This window comes from Paraburkholderia phymatum STM815 (genome assembly GCF_000020045.1).
GTDB lineage: Bacteria > Pseudomonadota > Gammaproteobacteria > Burkholderiales > Burkholderiaceae > Paraburkholderia > Paraburkholderia phymatum.
The window spans coordinates 778,283-792,422 of sequence record NC_010622.1; the positions used below are offsets into that span (position 1 = coordinate 778,283).

A 14,140-nucleotide genomic window follows, 5' to 3' on the forward strand; every position below is an offset into this window, starting at 1 on the left:
CAGGCGCAAGGTTCGCACGCGCGCGGCGCTTCGGGCGACATGCGGACGGCTCCCGCAGCAGAAGCGCCGCCCGCCGCAACGCAGTCTGCGAGCGGCGTCGAGCGCCCGCGCGGCTGGGCGGGCTTCGCGTTCGGCGTGCTCGCGAAGCTGGCGTATCCCGCCGTCATTCTATGCGCGTGGTTCTGGGACGAGCCGCGCTTCGTCGGCTGCCTGCTGTTCGCGCTGTTGTGGTTGCAGCGCTGCGCGGGCACGGGCGCATTCGGCGCATCGCTGCGCAGGCTCACGCGCATCGACTGGGGCGTCGCGTTCATGCTGAGCGCCGCGTCGGCCGCTATCGTGTGGACCAATAGCGAACTGTTGCTGCGCATCTATCCGTCGCTGGTGAATCTTGGTTTGCTGATCGCTTTCGGTGCCACGCTTGTGCGCGGCCCGACGATGATCGAAAAATTCGCCCGCATCGGCACGCCCAATCTGAGCGAGCCCGCGATCCGCCACACGCGCCGCGTGACGCAGATCTGGTGCGTGTTCTTTCTCGCGAATGGCGTGTTTTCTCTCTACACCGCGCTGTATTGGCCGCGCGCAGCGTGGTCGCTGTATAACGGCGCGATTGCATATGGGCTTATCGGCGTGCTGCTGGCGGGCGAAATCGCATGGCGCTATCTCGTGATCCTGCCACGTGCCCGGCGCTCGGAGGCGGCATGATCGCGCTGCATGAACTGCTGTCGTGCACGCGCGCCGCAGATGTGCCCGTCTGTCGCGACGACGACTCCGATCGCACGATCGATTTCGCCGTCTTCCGTGCGCGCGTCTTCGCAATCGCACGCCAGTTGCGCGAAACGGGCGCGCATCGCTACGCGTTGCGCATCGACGATCCGTTCGACTTCGCGTGCGCATTATTCGCGCTCTTCGCGTGCGGCAAGACGCCCGTGATTCCGGCGAACGCGACGCCCGGCTATCTGGCCGATCTCGCCGATGCGTATGACGCCGTGCTCACGGATGCCGACATTCGCGCGCATGCCGCCGTGCAAGCACCGCCCGCAACGTCGCTGCACATCGATCCGAACGCGCCGCTCACGCTCTACACGTCGGGCAGCAGCGGCACGCCCAAGCCGATCCACAAGACGCTCGCGCAGTTCGACGCCGAAGTGCGTACACTCGAACGCGAGTGGGGCCAACTCGTCGGCGACGCGACGATGCTCGCGAGCGTGCCGCATCATCACATCTACGGCCTGCTGTTTCGCGTGATGTGGCCGCTCGCGGCCGGGCGCGCGTTCGACCGGGCTGTCTGCATCGAGCCACAGCATGTGCAGGCGCGCATCGGCCAATGCGGCGCGACGGTGGTTGTGTCGTCGCCCGCGCAGCTGTCGCGCTGGCCAGCGTTGCCCGGCTTCGCGGCGCTCGCGCCCGTGCCGCGCGCTTTCTTTTCGTCGGGTGGTCCGCTTTCGGCGGAAGCCGCCGCGGAATACGCCGCCGCCTTCGGCGCCGCGCCGATCGAGATTTACGGCAGCACCGAAACGGGCGGCATCGCGTGGCGACGTCAGAACGAGACGCCGGCGTGGCGTCCCGTCAGCGGCGTCGACGTGCGGCGCGGCGAGGATGGCGCGTTGAACGTGCGCTCGGCGCATCTCGGTCACGACGACTGGCATCGCACCGACGACGCCATTGCGTTCGACGACGAAGGCCGCTTCCGTCTGTTGGGACGTCTGGATCGCGTGATCAAGCTCGACGGCAAGCGTGTGTCGCTGCCCGAGGTCGAAGCGCGTCTCGCGCTGCATCCGTATGTCGCGCAAGCGGCCGTCGTGAAGCTCGCGGGCGCATCGCGCGAACGCGTGGGCGCCGTGGTCGCGCTCAGCGACGCGGGCGGCGACGCGCTGCGCAGCGAAGGGCGCGTCGCACTGGCGAAGACGCTGCGCCGCCACCTCGCCGCATATTTCGATGTGGTCGTGCTGCCGCGTCATTGGCGCTTTCGCGTCGCGTTGCCGTTCGATGCGCGCGGCAAGCTGCCCGTCGCGGCCGTGGCGGCCGCATTCGAGCCGCGCAGCGAAGGCTTCGAAGTGCTGTCCGAAGCACGCCATGGCGAGCACCTGCATTACGAACTGCGCGTGCCCCCCGCGCTCGTGCATTTCGAAGGCCACTTCCCCGGTTTGCCGATCCTGCCCGGCGTCGTGCAACTCGACTGGGCGATCCGCCTCGCCGCCGAGCATGTGACGGGTGTGCGTGAAATCGAATCCGTCGATCGCCTGAAATTCACCGCGCCTGTGATGCCGGGCGCCGTGCTCGATCTCAAGCTCTCGCACGATGCCGCGCGCAGGCGCGTGCAATTCGCGTATCGCGTCGATGCACGCGACAGTTCGTCGGGCGTGATCGTGTATCGGGAGCACACATGAGCGAAGCCAAGGCGATTTTCGCGCCGTGCGTCGTCATTCCGATCTACAACCATAAGGATGCGATCGGCGGCACGGTCGAGCGTCTTCTCGTGCACGCGTTGCCCATCTTCGTGATCGACGACGGTAGCGATGAAGCGACGCAAGCCGTGCTGGCGAAGCTCGCCTGCCAACACCGCGATCAGATGATGCTGTTGCGTCTGCCCGTCAACGGCGGCAAGGGCGCGGCCGTGATGGCAGGGCTGCGCGCGGCGAAACGCGCGGGCTACACGCATGCGTTGCAGATCGATGCCGATGGCCAGCACGAGGCGAGCGACGTGCCGCTCTTCCTCGCTGCTGCGCGCGCCGAGCCGGGCGCCGTGATTCTCGGCCGCCCTGTCTATGACGAGAGCGTGCCGAAGTCGCGCCTCTACGGCCGCTATCTGACGCACGTGTGGGTCTGGATCGAAACGCTGTCGTTCACCATCCGCGATTCGATGTGCGGCTTCCGCCTCTATCCGCTCGATGCCGCATGCGCGCTGATCGACAGCGTCGACTTGCCGATGCGTATGGACTTCGACATCGAAATTCTGGTGCGCCTTTACTGGCGGCGTCTCGCGTTCCGCGCGATTCCGACGCGCGTCGTCTATGCGACGGATGGCGTGTCGCACTTCGACGTGCTGTGGGACAACGTGCGCATCAGCGCGAGCCATACGCGGCTCGTCTGCGGAATGCTGCTGCGTCTGCCGATGCTGCTCGCGCACAAGGTCATGCCGCGTCGATCCGCGGCGGCGCGTTCGAACGCCGATCGCGCGAACTGGTGGCGTGTGGCCGAACGCGGCAGCCGGCTCGGCATGACGCTGCTGGCGCTCAGCTGCAAGCTGTTCGGCATGCGCTTCACCGCGCTGTGGCTGCACCCCGTGGTTGCGTATTTTCTGTTGACTGGGCGCGCTGCGCGCGCTGCGTCGCGCACCTACTTCGCGCATCTCGAACAGGCCGCGGCGGGCGAGCGCACGCCGCGGCCCGGCTGGCGCTCCGCTTACGGGCAGATGCTCGCGTTCGCGCAATCAGGTCTCGACAAGCTTGCCGCGTGGTCGGGCCGCATCGATTCGGACGATGTGGTCTTCGACGATCCCGCCGCCTTCGAAGCGCTCGTCGGCAGCGGCCGTGGCGCGCTCGTAATCGGCGCGCACCTGGGCAACCTAGAAATGACGCGCGCGCTCGCTGCGCACGGCGGCCACGCAAAGGTCACGGCCATTGTCTACACCGAGCACGCGAAGCGCTTCAACAGCGTGCTGTCGACGGCGAGCAGCGACTTCGCGAAGCGGCTCGTGCAGGTGAGCGACTTCGGACCCGAGACGTCGATGATGATGCAGGAGCGCATCGATGCGGGCGAACTGCTGGTGATCGTCGGCGACCGTGTGCCCGCGCGAGAATCGGGCCGCACGACGGAAGCCCGATTCCTCGGCGCGACGGCACCGTTTGCGCAGGGGCCCTATGTGCTCGCGCATGCGCTCGGCTGCCCCGTGTATCTGTTTTTCTGTCTCAAAGAGCGCGACGACGCGGATGGCAAGCGCGAGCGCTACCACTTGTACTTCGAGCCGTTTGCGGAACGCATCGACCTTCCGCGCCGCGAACGCGCGCAGCATATTGCGGCATGGGCGCAGCGCTATGCGTCGCGTCTCGAGCACTATTGCCGCAAGGCGCCGTATCAATGGTTCAATTTCTTCGATTTCTGGGCGCGTCCCCGAAAAGCGATAACGGGTGCAATCCCGAACGGAGACGCGAATGTCGGAACATGATCTGATCGACGATGCACACGCGCATGCTGCACGCGCCGCCGCGCCGCGCACGGTGGTGGTCGGCGGACGCAAGCTGTCGATCGAAGAGGTCGTCGCGATTGCGACAGGGCGCGCACAGGTCGCACTGAGCGGCGATCCCGCATGGCGTTCCCGTATCCAGCGCGGCGCAGATTTTCTGCGTCGTCATCTTGCTGCGGGCGAAACGGTGTACGGCGTGAACACGGGTTATGGCGACGCGTGTGTGGTCGATGTGCCGATGGACCTCGTCGAGGCATTGCCGCTGCAGCTCACGCGCTATCACGGCTGTGGAATGGGCGCGTATCTCGACGACGCACAAACGCTCGCCGTAATCGCCGCACGTCTGAACTCGCTGGCGCATGGATTTTCAGGCGTGCGCCCGGTGCTGCTCGAACGGCTCGCCGATCTCGTCAACCATCGTGTGCTGCCGCGCATTCCATCGGAAGGGTCGGTGGGCGCAAGCGGCGACCTGACGCCGCTGTCGTATGTGGCGGCAGCGCTCGTCGGCGAACGCGACGTGATGTTCGACGGCACGCTGCGCGACGCCGCCGGCGTGTGGACGCAACTCGGGCACGCACCGTTGACGCTCGCGCCGAAGGAAGGCCTCGCGCTGATGAACGGCACAGCCGTGATGACGGGTCTCGCCTGTCTCGCGTTTGCGCGCGCCGAACACCTCGCGCGTCTTGCCGCGCGTTTGACGGCGCTGTCGACGGTCGCGCTCGACGGCCGCGCCGCGCACTTCGACGCGATGATCTTCGAAGCGAAGCCGCACGCGGGTCAGGCCGATGCCGCCGCATGGATCCGCGCGGATCTCGCCGGCCGCGACGATACGCCGGGCCATCGTCTGCAGGATCGCTATTCGATCCGCTGCGCGCCGCATGTGATCGGCGTCGCCGTCGATGCGCTGTCGTGGGTGCGCCGCGACGTCGAGAACGAGCTCAATAGCGCGAACGACAATCCGCTGATCGACCCCGACGGCGAGCGCGTGCTGCACGGCGGCAACTTCTACGGCGGCCATATTGCGTTTGCAATGGACGCGTTGAAGACGGCCGTTGCCAATCTCGCCGATTTGATGGACCGGCAACTCGCGCTGATCGTCGACGACAAGTTCAGCAACGGCTTGCCGCGCAACCTGACGGGCGCGACGTCGGCGCGTGCGCCGATCAATCACGGCTTCAAGGCGGTGCAGATCTCGTCGTCGGCATGGACGGCGGAGGCGCTGAAGCACACGATGCCCGCGAGCGTGTTCTCGCGCTCGACGGAAGCGCACAATCAGGACAAGGTCAGCATGGGCACGATCGCCGCACGCGACTGCCTGCGCGTGCTGGACCTGACGGAGCAGGTGGCAGCCGCGCATACGCTCGCCGCCGTGCAGGCGCTGACGTTGCGCGTGCGCCTCAACGAAGCGACGCCCGTGCCCGCGCCGTTGCGCGCATTCGCGGACGGCGTCGCGGCGCTGTCGCCGTTCGTCGACGAAGACCGCGCGCTCGAAAGCGATCTGCGCGCGTTGACCGCGCGCATCGCCGATTGCGCGTTGATGGAAGGAGGCGCGCATCGTGCATGAACGCCACTCCACACTGAAAGCGAGCGCGATCGTCGAAGTCCCGTTTCACGACGTCGATGCGATGAACGTCTGCTGGCACGGCCATTATCTGAAGTACTTCGAGATCGGCCGCGCGGCGCTGTTGCGTGCCTTCGATTACGACTACCGCGAGATGCAGGCGTCGGGCTATCTATGGCCGATCGTCGAGGCGCATCTGAAGTACGTGCGGCCCGCGGCGTATGGCCAGCGGATCGACGTGCGCACGGAACTGCTCGAATTCGAAAACCGCCTGAAAATAGGCTATGAAATCGTCGATTGCGCGACGGGCAAGCGGCTGACAAAGGGCTATACGATCCAGGTCGCGATCGAGGCCGCCACGCAGGAAACGCAGTTCGTGTCGCCGCCCGTCGTGTTTGACAAGCTGGAGCGCGCATGGGTACGTTGACTCTTCGCGCGGCGCTGACTGTAGCGTTGCTCGTTGCCTCAAGCATGAGACCGTTCGGCCTGGCGCAAGCAGCCGCGCCCGCGCAGCCGCAAAACGGCAATGCGGCGCTCGTGTCGCAAGTTGCCGCGCGGCTCGCGCAAACCCGAGGCGTGCGCGCACAGTTCACGCAGACGCAGACGCTTTCGGCAATGAAGCAGCCGCTCGTCAGCACGGGCACGCTGGTGTTCTTCCGTGAGCGCGGCGTGATCTGGCGCGTGGATACGCCATACAAAGCCACCTACGTGATCGGCGATGCCGCCGTGAGCGAAGTCGACGCGGACGGCAAGCGCATCAATGCGAAGCGTACGCAGGGCGTGCGCGGCGTCGCGCAGGTTTCGAAGATGATGCGTGCGATGCTCGGCGGCGATCTGTCCGCGCTGTTCTCGCAATTCGACGTCGATGCGCAGGGCACGCCGTCGCAATGGAAGCTCGAACTGAAGCCGAACCAGCCGCAGATCGCGCAGTCGATCAAAGGCCTGCAGATGACGGGCGGCGAATTCCTGCAGACGCTGCGCATTGCGCTCGCGAACGGCGACGTCACGCAGATCGACTTCGCGAACAGCGAGGCGATCACCGATCTGGCGCCCGGCGAGCGCACGCTGCTAGGAGCACAATGATGCTGATGGCGCGACAGTGGACGAAGACGCAGTTGTGGAGCATTCGGGCCACATGGCTCGTGCTCGCGCTTGTCGCGTCGCTGTATTGCGCCTGGCGCTTCATGGGGCCGTCCCCGCTGGAGACGAACCTGCTCGCGCTGCTGCCCGCGACGGAAGCCGATCCCGTTGCGGAGAAAGCCGTTGATACGCTTGCCGACGCGCTCGGCGACCGCACGGTGTTTCTGGTGACGAGCAAGGACGCCGATCATGCGAAGGCGGCGGCGAGGCAGTTCGGCGCTGCGTTGCAGAAGAGCGGTGCGTTCGCGGCGGTGACGGCGGAGTTGCCGCCGTTCGACATGTCGCAGATCGGCGCACTGTACATGCCGTACCGCTTCAATCTGCTGACACGCGAGGACCGCGACGCGCTCGCAAACCACACCGCTTCGCTGCACGACGCGCTGATGCAGCGCATCTACAATCCGGTGCGCGGCCCGCTCGCGACGCAGCTTGCCGACGATCCGTCCGGCTGGCTCGAGCATTGGCTGTCGGCGCTGCCGCTCGCCACGTCGAATCTCGACCTGGAAGACAACATGCTGGTCGCGCATCGCGGCGACACGACAAGTGTGCTCGTCGTCACGACACTGCCGGGCTCCGCGTACGAAACGCAGACGCAGCGCGCGGTGCTGTCGGCCGTGGCGCAGGCGCAGTCTTCGCTGAAGACGGGGCACCCCGATGCAAGCGTCGCGCGCACGGGTGCCGTCTTCTATGCGGAATCGGCGCGTAGCGCATCGGAGCGCGAAGTGCATCTGATCGGCGTCGCGTCCGCGTGCGGCATCGCGCTGCTGATGTTGTGGGTGTTCCGCTCGCCGCGCCTGCTGCTGTTGGGTTTCGTATCGACGGCGCTCGGCATTGTGTGCGCGCTGGCGGCGACGCTGCTGGTGTTCGGCAAGCTGCATCTGCTCACGCTCGTGTTCGGCGCGAGTCTGATCGGCGAGGCCGTCGATTACTCGATTCAATACTTCGTCGTCTATCTCGGCGCGGGGCCCGGTCAACGCGGCGGCTGGAATGCGCGGCAGGGCGCGCGCTCGGTGCGTGCCGCGCTGAGCGTCGCACTGGCGACCAGCCTGCTCGGCTATGCGATTCTCGCGTGGGTGCCGTTCCCCGCGCTCAAACAGATCGCCTGCTTCGCGATCGTGGGCATTAGCACCGCGTTCGCGTCTGTGCTGTGGCTGCTGCCCGTGCTGCTCGTGAAGGGCCCGAAGCGTGCGCAACGGCGTCTCTTCCTGCGCGCCGCGACGCTGCTCGCGCGCTGGCACGGGACGATTGGCGGGAGGCGCGCATGGATCGTCGCGGGCGTGCTCGTGCTGATCGCGATTCCGGGCTGGCTGCGTCTCGCGAGCGACGACGACATCCACCTGCTGATTCAGCGCGATCCTGATCTCGTCGCGCAGGAAGATCAGGTGCGTAATGCAATCGGTGTCGACAACACCGCGCAGTTCTTCGTCGTACGCGGTGCGTCGCAGGAACTAGTGCTGCAACGCGCGGAAGCGCTCGGCGTCAAGCTCGATGCGTTGAGCGGCGCGCGTTCGGTGAACGGCTGGCAATCGGTGACGCAGTTCGTGCCGTCGGCGCAACGTCAGGCCGACGCTCGCGCGACGCTCGCGCAGCACGTCTTCAATGATCCCGCCGCGCTTCGCTCGATGCTGCTGCAAGCGGGCTTTCGCGATGAAGTCGCCGACGCGTGGCTCGCTTCATACGCGAAATCGAACGGCGCGCCATTGACAGTCGAACGCTGGCTCGCCGCACCGTGGTCGCAGCCTTATCGGCACTTGTGGCTCGGCCGCGTCGATGCACGCGGCGGGCACGGCTACGCGGCCATCGTGATGCCGCAGCGCGTGACGTCGCAAAACGTGACGGCACTGATCGATACCGCACGTTCGCTCGAAGGCGTCGCGTTCGTCGACAAGGCGGCGAGCGTCTCGAAGCTGTTCGGCGCGTATCGCGTGGACAGCGGCATCTGGCTCGCGGGCGCGCTGCTGCTCGTGCTGATTCTGCTGATGGCGCGCTACACCGCGAGCGGCGGCATCGCGACGACGCTGCCCGTACTGCTCGCGATCGGCGTGACGCTAGCGGCATTCGGCTATGCAGGCGTGCCGCTCAATCTGTTCAACTGCCTCGCGCTGATGCTCGTGCTCGGCGTCGGCGCGAACTACGCGGTGTTTCTACGCGAAGGCTGCCTGCGCGATCACGCCGATCTCGGCGCCGTCTGGACGGGCGTGCTGCTGTCGGCGGCGACGACGTTGCTGTCGTTCGGCATGCTGGCCTTCAGCGCGATGCCCGCCTTGAAGAGTTTCGGCGCCACACTGGCGCTCGGCATTCTCGTGTCGGTGTTGCTTGCACCGATCGGCATGCCGCCTGGAAGAAGGAGAGTTGCATGACCTTGCCACCCGTTTATCTGCATGCGCTCGGCATGGTCAACGCGCTCGGCGGCGACGTCGCTTCGATCGTGGCCGCGCTCGGCGCCGCGCAATCGCCCGGCATGGGACTGATACATACGGGCATCGGCGATGCTTACGTGGGCCGCGTGGCGACGCCGCTCGACATTGCGCCGCCCGCTGCGCTCAAGCGCTTCGATTGCCGCAACAACCGCATGCTGCTCGCTGCGCTCGAACAGATTCGCCCGGAACTCGAGGCCGCGCGCGAGCGTTATGGTTCGCACCGCATCGGCATCGTGCTCGGTACCAGCACCTCGGGCATCGATGCGGCGGAAGTCGCGTTCGTGCATCAGGCGCAGGCAGGCCAGCTGCCGGAGAACTTCAACTACCGGCAGATGGAAATCGGCACGGCCGCGCCGTTCGCGGCCGCCGCGCTGAATGTGCAGGGGCCGGCGTTCACAGTGTCGACGGCCTGCACGTCGAGCGCTAAAGCCTTCGTGTCGGCGCGCCGTTTACTGCAGCTTGGACTGTGCGACGCGATGATCGTCGGCGGTGTGGATACGTTGTGCGAGCTGACGGTGCAGGGCTTCGCGTCGCTCGAATCGACGAGCGTCACGCGCACCAATCCGATGAGCCGCAATCGCAACGGCATCAATGTCGGCGAAGGCGCCGCCGTGTTCCTGATGACCCGCGAAGAAGGCGTGGTGCGGCTGGCGGGCGCGGGCGAATCGAGCGACGCGCATCATGTGTCGGCGCCGGACCCGCAAGGCGTCGGCGGGGAGCTGGCGTTGCGCGAGGCGCTCAAGGATGCGGGCGTCGAACCGTCGGCGATGGCGTATGTGAATCTGCATGCAACGGCCACGCGCAAGAACGACCACATGGAAGCGCATCTGATGTCGCGCGTGTTCGCGGACGGCGTGCCCGTCAGCGGCACCAAACCGCTCACGGGGCATCAGCTCGGTGCGGCGGGCGCGACGGAATTGGGCTTCGCGTGGCTCACGCTCGCACGCGACGACATGGCGATACCGCGTCATCAGTGGGATGGCGAGGCGGACCCGGCGTTGCCCGTGCTCGATCTCGTGCAGGACGAGCGGCGTATTCCACGCGGCGGCACGCAATACGTAATGAGCAATTCGTTCGCGTTCGGCGGCAGCAACGTCAGCCTGATACTGGCGCGTTGACGCGCTCGAACGACGACGCAACAAACATAACGACATGAAGGCCACACCTGAGACCAGCGAAGGTTTTCCGCCCATCGAGACGATCCTGCCGCATCGCGGCACGATGCTGTTGCTCGACGGCGTGAGCGCATGCGGCGACGAGACGCTGACAGCCTACACGGCCGTGCGCGGCGATGCGTGGTACGCGGACGAAAGCGGCGCGATGCCCGCGTGGATCGGCATCGAGCTGATGGCGCAGGGCGTTGCCGCGCATATCGCGTTGCTGGCGATGCGGGCGGGTGGCCGCGCGCGTCCCGGCGTGCTGCTCGGCACGCGCAGCTACAAGGCGCACGCGAGCGCATTCGCGCGCGGCGCGCATCTGACCGTCAACGTTCAGGAAGTGCTGCGTGGCGACGAAGGCCACAGCGCCTACGAATGCGCGATCGATCACCTCGGTGCGCGTTACGCGGACGCCGTGATCAAGGTGTTTCAACCGGGCGACTTTCACACGTTCATCGAAGGGAGTATCAGTTCATGAGCCGCCGAGTTCTCGTAACGGGCGCGAGCCGCGGCATTGGCCGCGCGATTGCCTATCAGCTGGCTGCCGACGGCTTCGCCGTGTCCGTGCATTGCCGCACGGGCCGCACGGAAGCCGAAGCCGTCACGGCGGGCATTGCGGCGCAGGGCGGCTCGGCGCGCGTGCTGCAGTTCGACGTGCGCGAGCGCGCCGCGTGCCGCGACGCGCTTGAAGCGGATGTCGCCGCGCACGGCCCGTACTACGGCATCGTGTGCAGCGCGGGTGTGACGCGCGACGCGGCCTTTCCCGCGCTCACCGACGAAGACTGGGACGTGGTGATCGAAACCGGCCTCGACGCGTTCTATAACGTAATCCATCCGCTGACGATGCCGATGGTCCGTGCCAAAAAAGGCGGCCGCATTGTGACGATCGCATCGGTGTCGGGTGTGATCGGCAATCGCGGCCAGGTCAACTACAGCGCGGCGAAAGCGGGGCTGATCGGCGCGACGAAGGCGCTGGCCGTCGAACTCGCATCGCGCAGCATCACGGTCAACTGCGTGGCGCCGGGGCTGATCGAAACGGGCATGCTCCAGGACATGCCGCTCGAACACGCGCTGAAAACCGTGCCGATGAACCGTGTGGGTCAACCGGCCGAAGTCGCGTCGGTGGTGAGCTTCCTGATGTCGGACGCAGCCTCTTACGTGACGCGCCAGGTAATCGGCGTCAATGGCGGGATGATCTGATGAAGCGTGTCGTCATTACGGGCATGGGCGGCGTCACGGCGCTCGGCAGCCGCTGGGACGAGATCGAAGCGGCACTGAAGGCAGGCCGCAACGCGGTGCGGCGCATGCCGGACTGGGATTACTTCGAGTCGCTGCATACGCGTCTCGCGGCGCCGCTGCCTGGGTTCGCTCAACCCGCCGACTGGCCGCGCAAGAAGACGCGCTCGATGGGCAGGGTATCGATGTACGCGGTGCGCGCGAGCGAACTCGCGCTCGCCGATGCGGGTTTCGCGGGGGACGAGTCGATCAGCGACGGCCGCATGGGCGTCGCATACGGCTCGTCGTCGGGTTCCGTCGAACCGATCCGCGCATTCGGCACGATGCTCGAATCGGGTTCGATGACCGACGTCACGTCGAACAGCTACGTGCAGATGATGCCGCACACGACGGCCGTCAACGTGAGCCTCTTCTGGGATCTGAAGGGGCGTATCGTGCCGACCTCGTCGGCATGTGCGTCGGGCAGCCAGGCAATCGGCTATGCCTACGAAAATATCGCCATGGGCAAGCAGACGCTCATGCTCGCGGGCGGCGCGGAAGAACTGTCGGGGCCGGCCGTCGCCGTGTTCGACACGCTGTATGCGACCAGCACGCGCAATGACGAGCCGCACCTGACGCCGCGTCCGTTCGACGCGAAGCGCGACGGTCTCGTGGTCGGCGAGGGCGCGGCGACGCTCGTGCTCGAAGAATACGAGCACGCGAAGGCGCGCGGCGCGACGATCCATGCGGAGATCGTCGGCTTCGGCTGCAATTCGGACGGCGCGCACATGACGCAGCCGACGGCGAGCACGATGGCGCGCGCGATGCAGCTCGCGCTCGAAGACGCAAAGCTCGACGCGAATGCGATTGCCTATGTGAACGCGCACGGCACGTCGACGGATCGCGGCGACGTGGCGGAGAGCCAGGCCACGGCACGGACTTTCGGCGAGCGCATGCCGATCTCGTCGCTGAAGAGCTACGTCGGCCATACGCTTGGTGCATGCGGCGCGCTCGAAGCGTGGTGGACGATCGAAATGATGAAGCGCAACTGGTACGCGCCGACGCTCAATTTGACTGAAGTCGATCCCGCTTGCGCGCCGCTCGATTACATTCGAGGCGAGGCACGCGCGATCGATGCCGAATACGTGATGAGCAATAACTTCGCGTTTGGGGGCATCAACACGTCGCTGATTTTCAGGCGCGTTCGATGACGCGTGTGCAAGGCATGCAGCGCGTCGTCGTCACGGGCATGGGCATCGTGTCGTGCATCGGCAATACGCTCGACGACGTCAGCGCTGCGCTGCGTGAAGGACGCAGCGGCATCACGCATGTCGATGCGTGGCGCGAGCGCGGCTTCGGCACCCAGGTCGCGGGTGTCGCGTCGGTGGACGGCGAGCCGCCATTCGATCGCAAGCTTGAACGATTCATGGGCGATACCGCGCGCTTCGCGTGCCACGCGGCGCGCAAGGCCATCGACGACGCAGGTCTCGATATCGCCGCGCTGCGTTCGCATCACGTCGGTGCCGTGCTCGGCTCGGGTGTCGGCACGATGTCGGCGTATGACGCGGCGATGGCCGTCGCGAACACGCGCGGTGTCGAGAAAACGCCGCCGTACACGGTGCCGCAGGCGATGAGCAGCACCGCCTCCGCGAACGTCGCGCAGGTGTTCGGCATCGAGGGCGTCACGTATTCGCCGTCGTCGGCGTGCACGACGTCGGCGCTCGCGATCGGCCAGGCCATGCAGCTGATTCAAACGGGACGTCAACGGATCGTTCTCGCAGGTGGCAGCGAATGCCTGCACGACAACATGACGCTGATGTTCGACGCGATGCATGCGCTGTCGCGCCGCTTCAACGACACGCCCGCCAGCGCCTCGCGACCTTACGATACGGCGCGCGACGGCTTCGTGATCGCAGCGGGCGGCGGCGTGCTCGTGCTCGAAGCGCTCGATCATGCGCTCGCACGCGGCGCGCGCATCTATGCGGAGCTGACGGGGTTCGGCCACTGCACGGACGGCGCGGGCATGGTGTCGCCGCACGCGCCGGGCATCGCGCGCGCAATGCAGGTTGCGCTCGACGAAGCGGGCGCGCGTCCCGATTACGTGAATGCGCACGCGCCGTCGACGCCGCTCGGCGACATCGAGGAACTGCGCGCGCTGCAAACGGTGTTCGGTTTGGACGTGCCGCCGTTTTCGTCGACGAAGGGGCTGACGGGGCATCCCCTCGGCGCATGCGGGGCGCATGAGGCGATCTACACGCTGCTCATGATGCGCGACGGTTTTATCGCAGGGACGGTGGGCATCGAACAGATCGAGCCGCTCGCACAACAACTGCCGCTGGTGCAGGCCACGCGCGAAGCGAGGATCGATCGCGCGTTGTCGGTGTCGTTCGGTTTCGGGGGGAGTTGCGCGAGCCTGATGTTTGCCAGGATTTGAAACGTAGTACGCACAATCAACAACGAGAAA

At 66.4% G+C, this 14,140-nt stretch carries 12 protein-coding genes; all 12 read left to right on the top strand.

Annotated features, from left to right (window positions below; genetic code table 11):
- The first annotated feature begins 39 nt into the window (after positions 1-39).
- The 12 genes from BPHY_RS03495 to BPHY_RS03550 are packed head-to-tail and all read left to right on the top strand — an operon-like array spanning position 40 to position 14,110.
- Entirely contained in the window at positions 40-702 is a 663-nt protein-coding gene (locus BPHY_RS03495; protein ID WP_407671166.1) for a COG4648 family protein, read from the top strand.
- A complete protein-coding gene (locus BPHY_RS03500; protein ID WP_012400103.1) occupies positions 699-2,387 on the top strand; it encodes an AMP-binding protein in 1,689 nt (562 codons plus the stop codon). Before BPHY_RS03495 ends, BPHY_RS03500 begins: the two co-directional genes overlap by 4 nt.
- Positions 2,384-4,165: a glycosyltransferase family 2 protein gene (locus tag BPHY_RS03505; RefSeq protein ID WP_012400104.1), complete on the top strand. Its 1,782-nt coding sequence runs from the start codon at positions 2,384-2,386 to the stop codon at positions 4,163-4,165. Before BPHY_RS03500 ends, BPHY_RS03505 begins: the two co-directional genes overlap by 4 nt.
- Positions 4,152-5,747 (top strand): HAL/PAL/TAL family ammonia-lyase, encoded by a 1,596-nt coding sequence (locus BPHY_RS03510; RefSeq protein WP_012400105.1) that lies wholly within the window; start codon positions 4,152-4,154, stop codon positions 5,745-5,747. The genes BPHY_RS03505 and BPHY_RS03510 overlap by 14 nt, the downstream gene beginning before the upstream one ends.
- On the top strand, positions 5,740-6,171 hold the full coding sequence (locus BPHY_RS03515; protein ID WP_012400106.1) for an acyl-CoA thioesterase: 432 nt from the start codon (positions 5,740-5,742) through the stop codon (positions 6,169-6,171). Before BPHY_RS03510 ends, BPHY_RS03515 begins: the two co-directional genes overlap by 8 nt.
- On the top strand, positions 6,159-6,827 hold the full coding sequence (locus BPHY_RS03520; RefSeq protein ID WP_012400107.1) for an outer membrane lipoprotein carrier protein LolA: 669 nt from the start codon (positions 6,159-6,161) through the stop codon (positions 6,825-6,827). Before BPHY_RS03515 ends, BPHY_RS03520 begins: the two co-directional genes overlap by 13 nt.
- Positions 6,827-9,244, top strand: a complete 2,418-nt coding sequence (locus tag BPHY_RS03525; protein WP_041763698.1) for an MMPL family transporter — start codon at positions 6,827-6,829, stop codon at positions 9,242-9,244. Before BPHY_RS03520 ends, BPHY_RS03525 begins: the two co-directional genes overlap by 1 nt.
- Entirely contained in the window at positions 9,241-10,422 is a 1,182-nt protein-coding gene (locus BPHY_RS03530; protein WP_012400109.1) for a beta-ketoacyl-[acyl-carrier-protein] synthase family protein, read from the top strand. Before BPHY_RS03525 ends, BPHY_RS03530 begins: the two co-directional genes overlap by 4 nt.
- Before the next feature lie 34 nt (positions 10,423-10,456).
- Entirely contained in the window at positions 10,457-10,939 is a 483-nt protein-coding gene (locus BPHY_RS03535) for a hotdog family protein (RefSeq protein ID WP_012400110.1), read from the top strand.
- The gene (locus BPHY_RS03540) at positions 10,936-11,661 is read left to right on the top strand and encodes a 3-ketoacyl-ACP reductase FabG2 (RefSeq protein ID WP_012400111.1); all 726 of its coding nucleotides are present in this window, start codon (positions 10,936-10,938) and stop codon (positions 11,659-11,661) included. The genes BPHY_RS03535 and BPHY_RS03540 overlap by 4 nt, the downstream gene beginning before the upstream one ends.
- Complete coding sequence (locus BPHY_RS03545) at positions 11,661-12,887, top strand: beta-ketoacyl-ACP synthase (RefSeq protein WP_012400112.1); 1,227 nt, start codon at positions 11,661-11,663, stop codon at positions 12,885-12,887. The genes BPHY_RS03540 and BPHY_RS03545 overlap by 1 nt, the downstream gene beginning before the upstream one ends.
- Complete coding sequence (locus BPHY_RS03550; RefSeq protein WP_012400113.1) at positions 12,884-14,110, top strand: beta-ketoacyl-[acyl-carrier-protein] synthase family protein; 1,227 nt, start codon at positions 12,884-12,886, stop codon at positions 14,108-14,110. Before BPHY_RS03545 ends, BPHY_RS03550 begins: the two co-directional genes overlap by 4 nt.
- Positions 14,111-14,140 lie beyond the last annotated feature (30 nt).

Bases quoted from the DNA above. Each gene is read 5' to 3' on its own strand.
- BPHY_RS03535 (WP_012400110.1), top strand. From the start codon at position 10,457: ATGAAGGCCACACCTGAGACCAGCGAAGGTTTTCCGCCCATCGAGACG.
- BPHY_RS03520 (WP_012400107.1), top strand. From the start codon at position 6,159: ATGGGTACGTTGACTCTTCGCGCGGCGCTGACTGTAGCGTTGCTCGTT.
- BPHY_RS03495 (WP_407671166.1), top strand. From the start codon at position 40: ATGCGGACGGCTCCCGCAGCAGAAGCGCCGCCCGCCGCAACGCAGTCT.
- BPHY_RS03500 (WP_012400103.1), top strand. From the start codon at position 699: ATGATCGCGCTGCATGAACTGCTGTCGTGCACGCGCGCCGCAGATGTG.
- BPHY_RS03530 (WP_012400109.1), top strand. From the start codon at position 9,241: ATGACCTTGCCACCCGTTTATCTGCATGCGCTCGGCATGGTCAACGCG.
- BPHY_RS03525 (WP_041763698.1), top strand. From the start codon at position 6,827: ATGCTGATGGCGCGACAGTGGACGAAGACGCAGTTGTGGAGCATTCGG.
- BPHY_RS03540 (WP_012400111.1), top strand. From the start codon at position 10,936: ATGAGCCGCCGAGTTCTCGTAACGGGCGCGAGCCGCGGCATTGGCCGC.
- BPHY_RS03505 (WP_012400104.1), top strand. From the start codon at position 2,384: ATGAGCGAAGCCAAGGCGATTTTCGCGCCGTGCGTCGTCATTCCGATC.
- BPHY_RS03545 (WP_012400112.1), top strand. From the start codon at position 11,661: ATGAAGCGTGTCGTCATTACGGGCATGGGCGGCGTCACGGCGCTCGGC.
- BPHY_RS03510 (WP_012400105.1), top strand. From the start codon at position 4,152: ATGTCGGAACATGATCTGATCGACGATGCACACGCGCATGCTGCACGC.
- BPHY_RS03550 (WP_012400113.1), top strand. From the start codon at position 12,884: ATGACGCGTGTGCAAGGCATGCAGCGCGTCGTCGTCACGGGCATGGGC.